Source organism: Providencia sp. PROV261 (assembly GCF_028477945.1).
In the GTDB taxonomy this organism is placed as follows: Bacteria; Pseudomonadota; Gammaproteobacteria; order Enterobacterales; family Enterobacteriaceae; genus Providencia; species Providencia stuartii.
In genome coordinates, this window is the sequence record NZ_JAMPMC010000010.1 from 120,490 (window position 1) to 139,294 (window position 18,805).

An 18,805-nucleotide genomic window follows, 5' to 3' on the forward strand; every position below is an offset into this window, starting at 1 on the left:
AGGCGGCAATCACTTTCCGACCATTCGATTAATACTTCTTCACGCGTAAAAACCATCTATCCATACTCTCTCTCTTAGCTAACGCTTTGTATTTTATCGCCTCTTTAATGATGCTTAGCCTTGTTCTTAATCACCTAATAAAAAATTCAATCTTCAATTATCTTACGCCTAGTAAATTGACATTACGACATCATGATGTCATGATTAGCGAATGAAAATTGAACAAGAACACACACCACTTTATGCTCAAGTCCAAGCGGCTTTAGCAGCTGACATCTCTACCGGTATTTTACCCCCCGGTAGTCAGCTCCCATCCGAAGAGGCAAAGGCACTTTCGTCACAGAGCCTAAAATCACACAAGAGTTGACCGAATTGACAGGCTTTGTTGAAGATATGTTGGCTCTAGGCCGTACACCAACGGCTCGTTTGCTCGGAACACAGGTCGTGCCCGCTAAAGCTGATGTCGCTAAGCAGCTTTCAGTTTCAACAGGCAGCTTGGTGATGCAAATTAAACGCGTCCGTCTAGCCGATGGTGTCGCAATGTCTTTTGATGAGGCCTACCTACCACAGGAGATTGGTGAAAAGATCACTACGCATGACCTTGATGTTGAGCCAATTTTTTCTCTACTGGAAGATAAATATCACTTACCACTGACCGAAGCAGAATATCGACTTGAAGCAGTTACCGCTTCTGCTGAAGTCGCACAGGCTCTCAATATTCAGCCGGGGGGTGCTGTCTTTATGATTGAACGTACATCCTATACTCATGGGCATCGCCCTATTGATTACGAAAAACTCTATTACCGTGGCGATCTAATTCGTTTTGTGACTCGCTTGGTTCGACGTCCACGTGACCGTTCATGATAGGGAAATTAAGTCATGGGATCTTTATGGCTAGTTTTAGCTGCGTTTAGCGCAAGCGCCCTTGGCGGTGTATTAGGTATGGCAAGTGGTATCTTTATTGTACCCATCCTGATATTCATCTTTGGTATTGATATTCATATTGCGATCGGAGCAAGTCTTATTTCTGTGATTGCTTGCTCATGTGTGAGTGCTGCTCCCTTTCTTAAAAGACGCCTTGCAAATGTAAGATTGGCCATCGTTCTTGAAACGGCTACGACGATTGGAGCATTAACGGGTGTGTTTCTTATCGGAATAATTTCAACGCCAGTGTTATATGGGCTATTCGCTATTATTCTTGGGCTTTCTGCTAAACAAATGTTGACTCGAAGGCATCAAACACATCATGTCACTTCTCCACCTACAAGCTGGGCAAGTCGATTACAATTACACGCCAGCTACCCTGATCATGTCGGAAAAGAAGTCAGTTATCAAATAGGGCATTTACCACTCGGTATGTTACTTATGTACGGTGCAGGTTTACTTTCCGCACTACTCGGTATTGGTTCTGGTGTTCTTAAAATTCCTGCGATGGATTCTGCTTTACGACTCCCTCTTAAAGTTTCTTCTGCCACATCAAACTTTATGATCGGTGTTACTGCGACTGCCAGTGCCTGCGCTTATTTTGTTCGTGGTGATATCGATATTGATATTGCGGGGCCTATCACTTTAGGCTCGGTTATTGGTGCGCTCATTGGCGCGCGCTTACTGATGTGGTTACCAGCGGAAAAATTGCGGATCTTTTTCGTTATCATTCTCGCGCTATTGGCAGTTCAAATGCTGTTAAGTGCTTTTGATATCCAACTTTTGGTTGAGTCTGTGTAGAATGAAGAAGCTCACAAGAAATATAGAAATACGGGATCAACTTATTGCGAATTTGCTCTGGTATGGTACATGGTTTGCGACAGTACTGATAGCCATCGGCGTTATTATCAATGCACTTGCTGCCTATTTCCCATTATCATTCGGCGGTTATCCCATCATAAAAATAGGTATTATTTTATTTATTTTTCTTCCTGTTGCTCGAGTCATACTCATGCTAGTGCTATTTTTACGTGAGCACGATTATCTCTACGCTACGATTGCTTGTTTTGTTCTATGTACAATAGCGGCAGGTGTATTTATTGAAATAAACCTCCCCTAGCCTGACGTGTTGTCTATTCTTCTTGGATCACAAAAGTTTATACGTCTGTTTTAGAGCCTTCTCTGTAGAAAATAAGGAACATTATTCACCAGATGGAAAAACTAGCCCAGATGGGAGTTTAGCGTACTTTAGCAATAACTAATCATAATCCTAAAGCAAATTCATTATATGTTTGATAAAAAGGAAACTCTCTATCCTGAATTTCAAAGAATAAAATGAAACGGTTCTATTTATATTTTTTGTTATTATTTTCAATATCATTACATGCCAATGAGCAATGCGATCTTATCGCTTCTATATATGGTGCTGAAGCTGGATTTAATTACCAAACAATGGTAGTCAAAGACGGAAGTAGAGCTTATTTTTATTCTGCACCGGATAAGAATTGCCGATTAGCAACATTTATTATTTCAGGTGATCAAGTAGAAGTCTTCCGTGAAATTGGTGAAATAAAGGGTGTAGAGTATTTATATATTCGTTATCGAGATATAAATAATCAATTTGTCACAGGATGGGTACAAGCACAATTTTTTCAAAGTCTGAAAAGTAAAATCACAACCTCTAAAAAGTGTGCGAATATAAAAGAACAACAAATCGGTATTAGTTTTCCTGTAAAGAATAATCACTATCAAATTATCGGTAATAAAAAAGCGAATTTTTACTCAGCACCTGATGACTCATGCATCGTTGACGACGTATTTGTTATCCCTGGAGACCAAGTTTCAGGGCAAGAAGATGCTGAAGGTACATTTATTCTTGTTAATTATTATACATCAACGGGTGAAATTGTTAGAGGATGGATAAAAAAAGAGCGGTTGTGGCAGTTAAATCATGGTGACAGTTATCGCAATGATATTAATCCATCCAGCCTTGATTTAGCCATTAGAGTTGTTTCGCTCTGGATGAATGTAGAATATTCCTGCCACTTTTATGAAGGTATAAATAATAATAATAGGTTTCGTTTATTAGTACGTGAAGATCACCAGTCGTCGCGCTGTCGAGGGGGAGGTGGTGATCCAGCAACCACTCCCGTTGTCGCTTATTTTGATATTGATAAAATAACAGGTGAAGTCGACTTTGATGGACTAAACAATGAACTATAAGTATATAGGCGATATATTAAGGCTAAGAGATTTTTTGACTACGTAGATAATTAAAGCATTATTCGCTAAATTTTCTGAGTAACTAAGCTCAATTGGATTCTTAATTTTAATACTACCAATAGCTTGATCGCCCTCTTTAGCCATTATTATTTCTGATAGCGTCAAAATTATCGGTAATTATCAACGATTAAAGACTGTTAAAAATAAAAAAAGCAACAGTAAGTAACTGATGCCTTTGAATTTATCGACAACTAAAAACTGTTATCAACAATAGCTAAATTATTCCCACTCAATTATCAATGATAAGAATATTCATTAACATAACAGCTAGTTAGAAAGGTGGATTTTCTCAGTACCATCATCCATACCATACGCAGAATTTTTTTATTTTTTGCTACTTGTCGACGTTTTAGTAGGCTTTAGACCAAGCAGAGGATTCTAAATAGCAGCGTCTAATATCGCTATACTTTTGCCAGTATATTTTCCCTCTAGGAAATGGGCTAACAGTTTTCATAAAGTCACGTACCTTTTGCAGCAGTTGCCTCATCGAACAGTACTGATGACTGCGGTTATCGTGTCATGTAACGCTTGCCAGAGCCATTCAACGTGAATCGCCCATGGTGAATAAACTGACTGATAAATCACCCTGAAATTTGGGTTTTCCTTCAGCTATCACTGTGTTTCCCTGCTTTTGTGGATAACGTAGTCGTCTATGGGAACGAGGTCACTCACTCCACAGAGCCTGACAATGCTGAGGATACAGACAGAGGCCAGGTGGCGTTCTGCAAAAAGTCATATGATAATCTTGAAGTGTCACAATCGGTTCTTGATGAATGGCTGGTTCACTATAATAATGAGCGAACCCATTAGGGGAAAATGTGCTGTGGCCGGACGCCGATGAAAACGTTACTTGATGGAAAGTACATCTGGGCTGAGAAAAACTTAATCCAGATGTAATCTGACAGATACCTTTATAAATAGCTGGTAATTGTCAGATCATGCCTAATCTAATACAACTTAACTGTGTAATAAGCAATACCGAGGATGGATATGAAACCAGAGAAATTTGCTGAAACTGCAATAGGATTTACCAAAAGCCCTCTTGGTATCATTGCACTTTTTATTGTTCTCGTTTATGGATTTGCCTCTTTCGTCGTTGGCTTTGGTAATAGCTTATCAGAGCATATAGCTCTCCTTATTTATTTCATGGTTTTCTTTCCTGTCATTGTGTTTCTTGGCTTTCTCTGGCTTGTTGCAAAACACCATAATAAGCTTTACGGTCCGTCAGATTTCAAAGATGAAAATAATTTTTTAAGAGCACAAATAGCTACAGCAGCATCATTGGCTGCCGCCGCAGCAAAACAGCCTGAAAATAGTGTAGAGGTCACTGAAAGCCAGCTGCAAAAAATCGTCAATGTTGTATCCAATGCAAAACGGCAGAATAAGCATGAAAAATGGCGAAATCGTATTTTATGGGTGGATGATCGACCAGAAAATAATGTTTACGAAAGACATGCATTTGAGGCACAGGGAATAGAGTTCGCTTTAGCTCTTTCAACTAACGAAGCCTTGGAATTGTTAAAAACAAATAAGTTTGCAGCTATTATTTCGGATATGGCTCGCAAAGAAGGAGCGCAAGAAGGTTATGTCTTATTAGAAAGATTACGCGCAATGGGAGACAAAACTCCTTTTATGATCTATGCGTCCTCAGATTTACCAGAGCACAAGAGAATGGCAAGAGAAAGAGGTGCAATTGGCTCCACTAATCGGGCAGAAGAACTCTTTCAAACTGTCATGGGTGCGATTACCAATGGCTCATAACAAAGCCATTAAATTCGCCCTCTACGGTTGCCGGACGCTTACAACGGCCAGTATCTCATTTGTCGATTAGATTGACCTCATCATGCCCTTGTAAGCACTTCCGGCTAGACTGTTTTGGAATACCGCCATTTTATTGGTAATGGCTTTTATTTTTAGGACATAGCCGATGTTATAGAATTACGGCCTTAAAAATAGAAGTCATATACTCAATAAAAAATGCCAGTCAATAAACTGACTGGCATTAAAGTTAGTTGGAAAGGCTTAATTTGCTATTTATAGCCAGCCCTACTCCCATTCGATCGTTGCTGGTGGCTTACCGCTGATATCATACACGACCCTTGAAATCCCATCGACCTCATTGATAATGCGGTTTGAAACACGGCCTAAGAAATCATATGGTAAATGAGCCCAGTGTGCGGTCATAAAGTCGATTGTCTCAACTGCACGTAAAGAAACAACCCAATCGTATTTACGACCATCACCCATCACACCAACAGAACGCACAGGCAGGAATACCGTAAATGCTTGGCTAACCTTGTGATAAAGCTCTGCTTTGTGTAGCTCTTCAATAAAGATAGCATCGGCACGACGCAGAAGATCACAATACTCTTTTTTCACTTCACCTAAAACACGTACGCCGAGGCCTGGACCAGGGAATGGGTGACGATATAGCATGTCGTATGGCAAGCCAAGTTCAAGACCAATTTTACGAACTTCATCTTTGAACAGCTCTTTCAATGGCTCAACTAGGCCTAACTTCATATCTTCTGGTAACCCACCGACGTTATGGTGAGATTTAATGACATGCGCTTTACCCGTCGCTGACGCCGCAGATTCAATAATATCTGGATAGATAGTACCTTGTGCCAACCATTTAACTTGCGTTTGTTTTGAAGCTTCTTCATCAAACACATCGATAAATACATGACCAATCGCTTTACGTTTTGCTTCTGGGTCGTGAATACCTGCTAATGCACTCAGGAAACGATCTTCTGCTTTCACATGGATAATGTTTAGGTCAAATTTACCTGCAAACATCTCCATCACTTGATCAGCTTCGTTTAAACGCAACAAGCCGTTATCAACAAATACACACGTGAGTCGTTTACCAATCGCACGGTTTAACAACAAAGCGGTTACAGAAGAATCGACACCGCCAGACAGTGCTAAAATCACATGATCATCGCCAATCTGCTCTTTGAGGCGTGCTACAGTATCATCAATAATCGCCGCTGGCGTCCACAGAGCTTCACATTGGCAAATATCCTGCACAAAGCGCTTCAGAATATTGAGGCCTTGGTAAGTGTGTGTTACTTCTGGGTGGAATTGAACACCATAGAATTTTTTCTCTTCATTTGCCATGATTGCAAATGGGCAGTTTGGTGTGCTTGCGATAGTTTTAAAATCCGCGGGGATCGCAGTCACTTTATCGCCATGGCTCATCCAGACATCCAGCACTGGCGTACCATTTTCGTTGAGTGAGTCTTGAATATCACGGAACAAATCACATTGCTCAGTGATTTCAACTTTTGCGTAACCAAATTCACGCTCACCAGAAACCTCGACGGTACCACCAAGTTGCATTGACATGGTTTGCATGCCATAGCAGATACCTAAAACGGGTATACCTGCATTAAATACATACTCAGGAGCACGTGGGCTATCATTTTCTGTGGTGCTTTCTGGGCCACCAGAAAGGATGATACCGTTTGGATTGAATTCACGGATTTGCTCTTCTGAAACGTCCCACGCCCAGAGTTCACAATAAACGCCAATTTCACGAACACGGCGAGCAATCAGTTGTGAGTACTGTGAGCCGAAATCAAGGATAAGAATGCGATGCTTATGGATATTTGTTGTCATTTGAGGAGAATTCCAAAAATTCAAGTCAAAAATAAAAAATTGGTAGCTCCGTAATTAACTACGGAGCTACCCTGAATCATTATCTGTTATTGTCCCAGACGGTAGTTCGGGGACTCTTTAGTGATGGTTACATCATGTACGTGGCTTTCTTGGATACCCGCACCACTAATACGGACAAACTCGGCTTTAGTACGAAGATCATCAATAGTACCACAACCTGTCAGCCCCATACAGGAACGTAATCCACCCATTTGTTGATGGATAATATCTTTTAGACGGCCTTTATAAGCAACGCGCCCTTCAATCCCTTCTGGAACTAATTTGTCAGCCGCATTATCAGACTGGAAATAACGGTCTGAAGAGCCTTTAGACATTGCGCCTAATGAGCCCATGCCTCGATAGGCTTTATAGCTACGTCCTTGGAAAAGGATAGTTTCACCCGGAGATTCTTCTGTTCCTGCAAACATGGAGCCAACCATAACACAGGCTGCCCCTGCGGCAATCGCCTTAGAAATATCGCCAGAAAAACGAATACCGCCATCGGCAATGACAGGGATACCTGTTCCTTCTAATGCCTCGACAGCATCAGCAATTGCCGTAATTTGCGGTACACCGACCCCCGTCACAATACGCGTAGTACAAATAGAACCAGGGCCGATACCCACTTTAACGGCACTCACACCCGCTTCCGCTAGTGCTTTTGCACCTTCAGCCGTTGCGACGTTACCACCGATAATCGGTAAGTCTGGGTATTTTTTGCGTGTTTCACGAATACGTTGCAATACACCTTCAGAGTGACCGTGTGAAGAGTCGATCAATAATACGTCGATTCCCGCAGCCACCAGCGCATCAACACGTTCTTCGTTGCCCGCGCCAGCACCAACTGCCGCACCAACACGCAGACGACCTTGTTCGTCTTTACAAGCATTTGGTTTACGTTCTGCTTTTTGGAAATCTTTAACTGTGATCATGCCTAACAGGTGGAAGTTATCATCGATCACCAGGGCTTTTTCAACGCGTTTTTCGTGCATTTTTTGCAGTACAACTTCGCGAGCTTCGCCCTCTTTTACCGTAACGAGACGCTCTTTCGGTGTCATTACCGCAGTGACAGGCTGATCCAGATCGGTAACAAAACGAACGTCACGACCTGTAATGATCCCCACAAGCGATTTATCCGCAGCCACAACAGGATAACCAGCAAAACCATTACGTTCTGCCATTTCTTGAACTTCGCGGATCGTTGTCTCAGGGGTAACGGTAACCGGATCAGTTACAACCCCACTTTCATGTTTTTTCACGCGACGAACTTCTTCCGCTTGGCGCTCAATAGACATGTTTTTGTGGATAAAACCAAGGCCACCCTCTTGAGCCAGTGCAATCGCAAGATCAGATTCAGTCACTGTATCCATCGCTGCAGAAAGCATAGGAATATTCAGGCGGATAGTTGCAGTCAGTTGGGTTGATAGATCGGCCGTGTTTGGTAATACGGTTGAGTGTGCAGGAACGAGCAATACGTCGTCGAAAGTTAGAGCTTCTTTTTTTATGCGTAACATAGGCAATATCTCACCAGGCAGCGTTATGGAAAGGTATAAAATATTGCCGCGGCATTATACACACCGAAACCGATTGCCTCCAGTCCTTTTTTGAAAAAAAACTTGATAACTCCTCTGACTAGGTTAGTATCAACCAATTAAGTCATTGTTTTAGAATTTGATCTAGCTCACATGTCGACTCAACAAAATAGTGGAATTTATTCTGTCAGCAAACTCAATCAAGCTGTCCGTGAACTTCTAGACCGCCAAATGGGTAAAATATGGCTGACAGCCGAAATATCAAACTTTTCGCAACCTAGCTCTGGTCATTGGTATCTCACATTAAAAGATGACAAAGCTCAGGTTCGTGCGGCTATGTTTCGCGGACAAAATGCACGCGTCACATTTCGTCCACAAAATGGTCAACAAGTTTTAGTACGGGCAAGTGTCACACTTTATGAGCCTCGTGGTGACTATCAAATTATCATTGAAAGCATGCAACCGGCTGGCGAAGGTCTGCTACAGCAGCGTTTTGAGTTACTCAAACAAATGCTAGGCGCAGAAGGCTTATTTGATGTAACACATAAGCAGCCCTTACCCTCCCCTGCAAAACGCATTGGTGTTATTACCTCAGCAACAGGCGCTGCATTACACGACATTCTGCATATTTTACGTCGCCGTGACCCATCACTCCCAGTTGTGATCTACCCAACAGCCGTTCAAGGAGATCAAGCTCCTGCACAAATTGCCCGAGCGATTGAGTTAGCCAATCAACGAGGTGAGTGTGATGTACTGATTGTGGGGCGTGGTGGTGGCTCATTAGAAGATTTATGGGCGTTTAATGAAGAAATTGTCGCTAGAGCTATTTTTGCTAGCCGATTACCTATTGTTAGTGCGGTAGGTCATGAAACGGATATCACGATCGCCGATTTTGTGGCCGATGTTCGCGCTCCGACGCCTTCGGCTGCCGCTGAATTGGTTAGCCGTAACCAAGTGGAATTAATTCGCCAATTACATTCTGCTCAACAGCGTCTTGAAATGGCGATGGATTATTACCTTGCAGGGCAGCAGCAACGTTTTAGTCGTTTACAGCATCGCTTACAGCAACAACATCCACAACTCCGTTTAGCAAGGCAACAACATCAATTGAGCCTGCTTAATCAGAAACTGACCCAAACTATCACAAGGCGGTTGCAAACCGCTCAGCTACGCCATGATCAATTACAACGTCGGCTGTCACAACAAGACTTGCGGCCTCAATTACAACGGCAACATCGGTCGCTACAACAGACACAATACCATTTACAGAATATGATGACCGAGTTACTGAATAGCTATAAGCAGCGTTTTGCGGTCGCTTGTTCAAAAATGGAAACGGTCAGCCCACTGGCTACATTGGCTCGTGGCTTTAGTATTAGTGAAACCTCTGACGGTGCAGTATTGAAAAAAACTTCTCAGGTGAAATTAGGCCAAAAGCTTAAAACACGCCTAAATGATGGGTGGGTAGAAAGTGAAGTCACTGATATCACTAAAATGAAAATGAAACGTGCACCTCGTTCTGTTTTAAAATAGGCGTAAAGGGTATCAACACGTTGATACCCTGATATTGATTACGAGTTAGAAGCGAACGACACCACCTAGCATATATGAACGCCCTCTTGCCGTTGCGTTATTATTACCACGCACTTCCATAATGGCCGTCGAATTTGAACGGTTCAAGGCGTCAGAATAAACCTCATTGGTCACATTATTCACTGTAAACATCAATGTGACATTTTTATTGATTTCATAATCAGCATACAAGTCAATAACTGTCGGTTGCTTTTCATATTTATCTTTCAATGCATCACCATTATTATCAACTAATGATTCAACGCCAATACGCTTTGCTGGCCCTGTAACAGTAATGACTGAGCCTAATGTCAACTTTTCATCTAATAACCGAACACCTGTATCTAGCGTCAAATAATAGTCTGGTAACTCAGTAAAATCCCCCGCGCTAAAATCAGCAACGCTGGCTATCGAATTAGGCTGGTCACCCGTCTCTTTGGTATAAGATAATGTTGAATAAAAAACGCCTGCATCATAATTAGCTTGTAATTCATAACCCCGTAAGTTGACCTCGCGTGGATCGTTCATATAGATATAACTTTTCTGCATAAAATCCGGGAACTCTTTATCCCAGACACTTTCATTCATCAAACACCATGTAAATTCAGCGTATGATCTTGGTCGACACAACAAATAAGGCTTACTGGTAATATAATCCTTAATTCTAGTATGGAACCAAAGCGCTTTCATCGTGAATTGGTCATCTTGCACGATGAGATCAGGTCTCATGCTGTTGAAACCAATTTGCCATGTTTGTGCTTTTTCTCCTTTTAAGAATGGGTTCATTGAGTTACCGCCATTCTGAGAGAAAAATACCTCTTGGGAATTTGGTGCACGCATTGAGTGTGCGTAACTTACAAAAGGTTGAAATTCAGGAATGATTTCTGCCGAAAGCAATACCCCCGGGTTGAAGCCTCCCTCTTTTAAGTTTATTGATGCGTCGCCTTGAGGGAAACATTTAACGTCATCATCGCAAGCGGGTTTAAACCCTTTTAGCTTGTAATGTGCATAATTCAGATTAAAAGTGGCTGAGTAAATATCATATTTAGCATTGAATTGCGTATACAAACTCATTAAGTCTAATGTGCCACTGGGTGAGAACTGGTTATAAATGATTGTATTTTGGTCAGATACCGAACTTACTTTACGTTCATATTTATTTTTTAACAGCTTAGAACCTATTTTCCATTCATAGTCCGTCTCCCCATAAGAAAAACGACTCGTATTGGCAAGATTGATCCCATCTGCATTATTTTTGGATTCACCTTGACGTAATGCCCAACCCAATGAATCCCCTTCAAATGTCTGCTTACTCTCTCCATGACTAATAATAAGCTCAGTATCAATTAACTCATTAAGTGGCGTATATTTATATTTAAGATAATAATCCTCGCTATTTATTTTACGGCGAGTTAATTTATTTTGATAAAAACGCCCACTAAATTCTAATTCATAGCTATCATCAGGTTTATATTTCAATTTGGTGAGTTGCGATTGGGGTTTTTGTTTAAAAGTATGATCAGTGGCAAAATCATCACTATCATAACCTGCACCATTTTTATAATTCGCGGGGATATTATGACCACTGACTGCAATTAAGCCACCTAAATATCCATCATTGGTATTAACTGGCGTTTTCCCTGCAACGGCAACCATGCCATTATAGCCTAATCCATTATCCCCCCAACGGGCTTTGCTTCTTAAGCCATATAAGTTGCCATCAAAAATCACATCGTCAATACCGATAGTTCTAAAATTAGCGCTACCTACAAGTGCATTGACACTCTCTCCACCATTTAACTGCCCTTTTTCAACTTCAACTTTAACAATAAAATTGGGATCAATTAATGCCCCAAAATCATTATTTGGTTGTTGACCATGGGTGTAGTTACTCGGTGAAATGCCATAATATGTTTGGCTAATACCATCCACCATCATATTAACACGACCAAATCCACTCAAACCGCGGATATTGACATTGACTGTACCTTGGCTCGCGTCCATTTGGGTGTAGGTTCCCGGCATAGTACGAATAATTTTATCTAATCCTTCCAGTTTATTTTGCGTACCTACTGCACTAAATGCCCCTGGCTTTTCCAAGGCTTTAACTAATGGCGTTTGTTTCTCAGTACCTGAAATTTTTAATTTACTAAATTGTACGATACCTTTATTTTGTTGTTGCTGTGTATCTTCTGCAAAAGCAATACTATGAAGCCCAGCACATAATAAGCTGGCTCCTACTATTTTTAATTTATTATTCATTAAACCATTCCTGTAAACGCGATAATTAAACATGCGCTCACATGCATCCAAATAAAATTTAATGCTTTAATTTTGCCATGCAACTGTTCGGCTATCGTTAAGAAACAATAGCCGAACCATTTTACAATAATGAGTTATTAGTATATTCGTTTTTCAATTGTGGAAAATAATGTTTTTTATCTTCCAGCATTAAAATAAAGCTGTAATCTAGGGCAATATCATCCAATGCATTATAGCGGCCTGATTTACCACCATGCCCTGCATTCATATTTGTCTCTAACAATAATAATGAATCTCCTTGTTTATATTCACGCAATTTTGCCACCCATTTTGCCGGCTCCCAATATTGCACTTGAGAATCATGTAAGCCCGTTGTCACTAACATATGAGGGTATTTTTGTTTTTTGACATTATCATAAGGGCTATAGGCCTTAATACGCCAATATGCCTCTTCATTTTCAGGATTACCCCATTCGTCATATTCACCGGTGGTCAATGGAATTGATGGATCTAACATTGTCGTCACCACATCAACGAATGGAACAGAAGCCACAACCCCTTCATACAGTTCAGGCGCCATATTCACTACGGCTCCCATTAACAGTCCACCTGCACTTCCTCCCATGGCATAGACATGGCCTTGTTTTCCATACCCCTGATTTATCAGTGCGTTTGTCACGTCAATAAAGTCAGTGAATGAGTTCATTTTATTCACTGTTTTCCCTTGTAGATACCACCGTTTACCCAGTTCACCACCACCGCGAATATGGGCAATCGCATACACAAAGCCTCTATCTAGCAGTGACAGACGTGAAGAGCTGAATGAGGGATCAATGCTGTAACCATACGCACCGTAGCCATAGACTAATAATGGATTTTGCCCCTCTTTAAATAAATCTTTTCGGTAAACTAATGAAACAGGAACTTTCACACCATCTTGTGCCGTCACCCACAAACGTTCACTTTGATATTTGGATTTATCAAAATCTTTCACTTCTTGCTGTTTTAATAACTGCCTTTCTTGTGTCTGCATATTAATTTCATACACAGAAGAAGGTGTCGTCATTGATGAATAGCCATAGCGCAACTTATCGGTATCAGACTCTGGGTTGTTATCAATCCATGCCATATAGGCGGGATCATCAAAACGGACATAATTTTCAGCTTTGGTTTGCCAATTAATTTGACGGAGATTAACCAAACCGTTTTGCCGCTCTTCCAGTACTAACCATTGGTTAAATAGCTCAAAATCTTCCAAATCCACATCATCACGTGGAGCGACTAAAGTCTCCCAATCGCTTTTGCCATCATGACTTGTGATATACAGACCAAACAATGGGTGTTGATGGTTCGAACGAATATAAAATTGACCGCGAAAATGATCAGGATAATATTCAACGCCCGTTTTACGAGGTTGGAAAACATTAGCCTCATTATGTGGCTTGTTTGCATCAATTAAGCGATATTCCGACGTCTCAGTACTTGTGATTCCAATAAAAATATAATCTTTGGAAGTTGATTTAGAGATGCTGACATAAAAAGTATCATCTTTTTCTTCATACATCATGACATCTTGATGCTGTTGTTCACCGATTTGGTGGCGGAACACTTGATATGGCAACAAGGTTTGTAGGTCTTTATTTACATAAAATAAAGTGTTGCTATCATTGGCCCAAACAATATTGCCCGATGTATTCGTTAACTCATCATTTTTCCACGCTTGGCTGTCTAATGAACGGAAAGAGACCGCATAGTTATTACGACCCTCTCTATCTTCCGCAATCGCCACGATTTTATTGTCTGGTGAAACGGTAAGCGCACCTAAACGGTAGTACTCGCTCCCCTCCGCTCGTTGATTACCATCAACCAGTGTTTGCCACTCTCCTTCGCTATTCACAGGTCTGCGTTCATAAATAGGATAGTTTTTACCTGCTTCAAATCGGCTACGATAGGTATAGCCATTAAAGTCATAAGGTACAGACTCATCATCTTGTTTCATGCGTGAAAGTAATTCATCATAAATCTGTTTTTTTAATGGCTGGCCCAACGCCAGTTGCTGTTGACTATAGGCATTTTCTTTTTCTAAATAATCAATAACTTCTTGTGATTTTCTATGGTCGTCTCTCATCCAATAATAGTTATCGACACGCACATCACCGTGTGTCGTCATTGTATATGGCTGCTTTTTCGCTTTTGGTGCTGACATCTGTTCCTCCGCAAGGGCATGGCCTGCATGTAGTCCAATAAATGCTATTAGACAGAATTTAGCGATTCGAGTGGATACTGACAATAAATCTGTTCTTATAATCATTCTGTTACCCTGATTAACCGTTAGTTTTCAAGTGTGAAGTCTATTGGCATTCTTACCGTAACTTTGCCATTCCTAAGCATTTCGGCTGGAGGGATGGGAAGTGGTTGTGCTCGAGAAAGGACTTTTTCGGCTTCCCTATCAAGAGAGCGAGTTCCTGACCCTTTAATCAGTGAGCTTTTAATAACATAGCCCTGCGCATCAACGTCAAATTCAACCACAGGAATTCCTGTGCGGTTACGTCGCCGAGCATCATCAGGGTAGCGTTTAAATTTATTCAATTGGCCGAGAACGAGAGCCTGCCACGCTTTTTCTGCATCCAGTTGCGATTGTGATTGACTATTGAAATCAGCCGCAATCTTATTGCTCTGTTTCAATGCAGCAGCATCACTAGTCACAGGCGCTGAATTTGATTTTGAGTTATCACTTTCAAGCTTTTTAATAGGCTTTTTAGGCGGTTCTTTCTTCTCTTTTTTAGGCGTCGGTTGCGGCTTTTTCTTTTCGGTTTTGGTTACTAACAGTTCAGCATTTTCATTTACGGGTGCGGTAGGTAGCTCAGACTGCTCAGGTTCAGCTTCTTGGGCTTTACTTGCCACAGAGACCTCCTGCACTTGGCCGATATTCACTTCTGTAACCTGTTTAGCTTCCGCTTCCATGGAAACTTCCACCACAACGGATGGTGGTGGCACGGGATTATCCCACTGTTGATCGTCAGAGCTGCGTAAAAAAAGTCCAATAACTAAAAAATGTAATGCAATTGCAACAATAACCGCACTACCCATTTTCATACTTTGGTTCTGGTAGTGCTCAAATGTAATCGTACTCATTTTAATCTTATTTGCTGTGCTAAAAACTCAAATGATAATCAATTACATATGCAAATGAAAACTATTTTTATTCAAATTTGTTTCATTATCACAATTACATTACAAATAATTATAAAATGATTATTTTTCAACCGCTTGATTTACACTAGGCGTATACCAAACATAATCCGCATGAAGATTATCGATAGCATTCCCTTTTTCTGAAATGATCAGCACAGTAAATTCAGCATCAGGAGCCAGATCTTGCACATGTAACGGTACACCAATAGCTCGTGTCGCATGATATCCCCCCACAAACAACAAGGCTGGGGTTGGTGCTTGTAACAGTGATTTAGCCATACGACGATCACGCATTTGTTGAATAACCGTCATCTTTTCAACCTGCTCCGGTGTTAATTTGCCGTCATGAGAGGTTTCAATCGTCTTACTGATCAACTCCTGCACGACAGGTTGAGTCGAATATACGCCATTTAATACTGGTGGATTTTTGTATGCTTCCTTGACCTCTTCCTTATTCAAATTTGCTGAAAGTAGTGGGTACGGGGCTTTTAATAGTTGTTTAGTCAACTCGCCATACTGCTCCCACGGCCATCCACTATTCCATTTAATCGACGACTGCAATTTTTCATCGCGAATATACGGATCTCCCTGCATTTGTGCTTTCACTGAGTTAATACTTTTTTGCTGATCTGGTTGGAGCATTTCAAGTAACACTGAGCCTTGTGGACGCGTTTTGTGCATCTCTTGAGCCAGCCACTGCTCTATTTGGTGATGATACATATTGTCGTGTTTTTCACCGACAATAACGCGAGATGATTGAGATAACTGCTCAATAAGCTGTTGAGGTGTAATGGATTGACCTGATTGTAAGTCAATGATTTGCCCTTGTCCGGTAAGCTGACTATCTAGCTCTACCGGCTTTTGTTCTATTTGCTGTGCACAACCCGCAACCAACAATAGCGCCATTGCGATAAGGGAGGACTTTGCCTTCAATGTTACTGATATCATTATCTTTTCCATCTATTGAGTACAGGATTACCCAAAATACAGATAATGAGAATGATTTTCAATTAAAAAGGCCTCTAAATATTAAAATTTAGAGGCCTTTAGATATTAAGTTAAATTATAGTGGATGTGTTTGTGCTTCAACAGCAGCCAATGCCACCATATTAACAATACGACGTACAGAAGCTATCGCGGTGAGAATGTGTACAGGTTTTGAAACCCCCATTAACACCGGACCTACCGTCACACCATCAGAGCTTGTTACACGTAATAAGTTATAGCTAATACGTGCCGCTTCCATATTTGGCATGATCAACAAGTTTGCTGACCCTTTTAGTGGGCTATCAGGCATGACATCTTTACGGATAGATTCAATCAATGCAGCATCGGCATGCATTTCGCCATCGATTTCAAGATGCGGTGCTTGAGCCTTGACCAGCGCTAATGTATCACGCATTTTTTGTGCGGATGCACAATCAGAAGAGCCGAAACTGGAACGGGATAACAGTGCCACTTTCGGTTCAATACCAAAACGGCGCACCGTATCGGCTGCCATTAAGGTAATTTCCGCTAGCTCTTCTGGTGTTGGATCTTCGTTCACATAGGTATCGGCAACAAACGTGTTACCCGTTGGTAATAATAGTGCGTTCATCGCCCCTGCTGCATGAGCGCCTTCACGGAAACCGAACAGATTTTTTACTACGCTATAGTGTTCGCTGTAACTACCAACGGTTCCACAGATCATACCATCCGCTTCACCACGAAGTACCATGATACCGCCGATTAAAGTCGGGTTACCAATCACCGCACGACGTGCCATCTCTTGTGAAACACCACGGCGTTTCATGATTTGGTAATATTCTTGCCAGTACTCTTTGAAACGTGGATCGTTTTCATTGTTAACCACTTCAAAATCTTTCCCTAGCTCAATATGCAGGCCAAGTTTTTGAATACGTTTCTCAATCACACTTGGGCGTCCAACTAGAATTGGGAATGCTAAGCCAAGGGAAACCAACTCTTGTGTCGCATGTAATACGCGCTCTTCTTCCCCTTCTGCCAAAACAATACGTTTTTTCTCTTTTTTGGCTTGTGAAAAGATAGGCTTCATAAACAAGTTTGTTTTATAGACAAACTGGTTCAGTTTTTCGATATAAGCATCAAAGTCTGCAATTGGACGTGTAGCAACCCCTGAATCCATCGCCGCTTTTGCCACTGCTGGCGCAATTTTAACTATCAAACGTGGATCAAAAGGCTTCGGAATAATGTATTCAGGGCCGAAGAATAAGTCTTGGTTGCCATAAGCAGAAGCAACTTCCTCACTCTGCTCTGCCAACGCTAAATCAGCAATCGCATAAACACAAGCGAGTTTCATCTCTTCGTTGATGGTCGTTGCGCCAACATCCAACGCGCCACGGAAGATGAACGGGAAACACAATACGTTGTTCACTTGGTTAGGATAATCAGAACGGCCTGTACAAATAATGGCATCTGGACGTACTTCTTTTGCTAATGGCGGTAAAATTTCAGGTTCAGGGTTAGCAAGTGCTAAAATAAGCGGGTCTTTCGCCATGGTTTTCACCATGTCTTGGGTCAGCACACCAGGACCAGAACAACCTAAGAAAATATCTGCATTTGGGATCACATCCGCAAGGGTTCTTGCGCCATTATCTTCAATGGCATAGGCGGCTTTTGTGACATCCATTTTTTCATCACGGCCTTTATAAATCACCCCTTTGGAGTCGCAGACTGTGATATTTTCGTGTTTTAAACCTAGTGCAACAAGCAGGTTCATACATGCAATTGACGCTGCACCTGCACCTGAAACGACTAGGCGAACATCACCGATATCTTTTTTAACAATACGAAGGCCGTTGATCACCGCCGCCGTACAAATAATTGCGGTTCCGTGCTGATCATCATGGAACACAGGGATATTCATTCTTTCGCGCAGCTTCTGCTCAATATAAAAACATTCAGGCGCTTTAATATCTTCTAGGTTGATACCCCCAAAAGTTGGCTCAAGAGAAGCAATAATATCAACAAGTTTATCGGGATCGGTTTCATCAACTTCGATGTCGAACACATCAATGCCAGAAAACTTCTTAAATAGCACCCCTTTCCCTTCCATAACGGGTTTACCCGCCAAGGCCCCAATATTACCTAATCCCAAAACCGCTGTACCGTTTGAGATCACACCGACAAGGTTCCCTTTCGCGGTATAACGATACGCTGATAGTGGCTCTGAGGCGATTTCAAGACATGGAACCGCAACCCCTGGTGAGTATGCAAGAGCCAAATCGCGTTGAGTCGTTAATGGTTTAGTCGGTGTTACAGTTATTTTTCCTGGATGAGGAAACTCATGAAAATCAAGAGCACTTTGTTTTAATTTATCATCCATCATCAAGTCCTTTCAAAGTAGGTAGGGTAAA

The 18,805-nt window shown here is 41.5% G+C and carries 13 protein-coding genes and 2 pseudogenes; 7 read left to right on the forward strand and 8 right to left on the reverse strand.

The features are described from left to right. Positions 1-372: 372 nt before the first annotated feature. From PR675_RS06480 to PR675_RS06495, 4 genes are all read left to right on the forward strand, one after another. On the forward strand, positions 373-864 hold the full coding sequence (locus tag PR675_RS06480; RefSeq protein ID WP_204375571.1) for a GntR family transcriptional regulator: 492 nt from the start codon (positions 373-375) through the stop codon (positions 862-864). 15 nt (positions 865-879) lie between these two features. Next, the gene (locus tag PR675_RS06485; protein WP_060561059.1) at positions 880-1,725 is read left to right on the forward strand and encodes a sulfite exporter TauE/SafE family protein; all 846 of its coding nucleotides are present in this window, start codon (positions 880-882) and stop codon (positions 1,723-1,725) included. A 1-nt stretch (position 1,726) separates the two neighbouring features. Further along, positions 1,727-2,044: a DUF1634 domain-containing protein gene (locus PR675_RS06490; protein WP_060561060.1), complete on the forward strand. Its 318-nt coding sequence runs from the start codon at positions 1,727-1,729 to the stop codon at positions 2,042-2,044. Between the two features lie 215 nt (positions 2,045-2,259). Then, positions 2,260-3,147 carry a hypothetical protein gene (locus tag PR675_RS06495; protein ID WP_060561061.1) on the forward strand — a complete coding sequence of 296 codons (888 nt, stop codon included), beginning with the start codon at positions 2,260-2,262 and terminating at the stop codon, positions 3,145-3,147. A 409-nt stretch (positions 3,148-3,556) separates the two neighbouring features. Here PR675_RS06495 and PR675_RS06500 read toward each other — a convergent pair. Next, a pseudogene (locus PR675_RS06500) lies at positions 3,557-3,861 on the reverse strand (hypothetical protein); the annotation flags it as partial. A gap of 57 nt (positions 3,862-3,918) precedes the next feature. Between PR675_RS06500 and PR675_RS06505 the strand changes: the two are divergent. Both PR675_RS06505 and PR675_RS06510 read left to right on the forward strand, forming a co-directional pair. Further along, positions 3,919-4,104, forward strand: a pseudogene (locus PR675_RS06505) (IS481 family transposase); the annotation flags it as partial. Between the two features lie 93 nt (positions 4,105-4,197). Next, the gene (locus tag PR675_RS06510; protein ID WP_060561062.1) at positions 4,198-4,968 is read left to right on the forward strand and encodes a response regulator; all 771 of its coding nucleotides are present in this window, start codon (positions 4,198-4,200) and stop codon (positions 4,966-4,968) included. A 285-nt stretch (positions 4,969-5,253) separates the two neighbouring features. Here the strand turns inward: PR675_RS06510 and guaA are convergent, their stop codons facing one another. Together guaA and guaB are read right to left on the reverse strand one after the other, a co-directional pair. Continuing rightward, complete coding sequence (gene guaA / locus PR675_RS06515) at positions 5,254-6,831, reverse strand: glutamine-hydrolyzing GMP synthase (RefSeq protein WP_060561063.1); 1,578 nt, start codon at positions 6,829-6,831, stop codon at positions 5,254-5,256. Positions 6,832-6,917: 86 nt separating this feature from the next. Then, positions 6,918-8,384, reverse strand: a complete 1,467-nt coding sequence (gene guaB, locus PR675_RS06520) for an IMP dehydrogenase (RefSeq protein WP_004920523.1) — start codon at positions 8,382-8,384, stop codon at positions 6,918-6,920. 171 nt (positions 8,385-8,555) lie between these two features. Here guaB and xseA point away from each other — a divergent pair, with 171 nt between their 5' ends. Continuing rightward, the gene (xseA, locus tag PR675_RS06525; protein ID WP_040133219.1) at positions 8,556-9,935 is read left to right on the forward strand and encodes an exodeoxyribonuclease VII large subunit; all 1,380 of its coding nucleotides are present in this window, start codon (positions 8,556-8,558) and stop codon (positions 9,933-9,935) included. Between the two features lie 45 nt (positions 9,936-9,980). Here xseA and PR675_RS06530 read toward each other — a convergent pair whose 3' ends face one another. From PR675_RS06530 to maeB, 5 genes are all read right to left on the reverse strand, one after another. After that, the gene (locus PR675_RS06530) at positions 9,981-12,236 is read right to left on the reverse strand and encodes a TonB-dependent receptor domain-containing protein (protein ID WP_060561064.1); all 2,256 of its coding nucleotides are present in this window, start codon (positions 12,234-12,236) and stop codon (positions 9,981-9,983) included. A 121-nt stretch (positions 12,237-12,357) separates the two neighbouring features. Then, positions 12,358-14,547 carry a S9 family peptidase gene (locus PR675_RS06535; RefSeq protein ID WP_081045574.1) on the reverse strand — a complete coding sequence of 730 codons (2,190 nt, stop codon included), beginning with the start codon at positions 14,545-14,547 and terminating at the stop codon, positions 12,358-12,360. Between the two features lie 20 nt (positions 14,548-14,567). Continuing rightward, positions 14,568-15,371, reverse strand: coding sequence for an energy transducer TonB (locus PR675_RS06540; RefSeq protein WP_004920535.1), 804 nt, complete (start codon positions 15,369-15,371; stop codon positions 14,568-14,570). Between the two features lie 120 nt (positions 15,372-15,491). Then, positions 15,492-16,379 (reverse strand): ChaN family lipoprotein, encoded by an 888-nt coding sequence (locus PR675_RS06545; RefSeq protein WP_041704990.1) that lies wholly within the window; start codon positions 16,377-16,379, stop codon positions 15,492-15,494. 115 nt (positions 16,380-16,494) lie between these two features. Continuing rightward, positions 16,495-18,774 (reverse strand): NADP-dependent oxaloacetate-decarboxylating malate dehydrogenase, encoded by a 2,280-nt coding sequence (gene maeB / locus PR675_RS06550; protein ID WP_014656109.1) that lies wholly within the window; start codon positions 18,772-18,774, stop codon positions 16,495-16,497. Positions 18,775-18,805 lie beyond the last annotated feature (31 nt).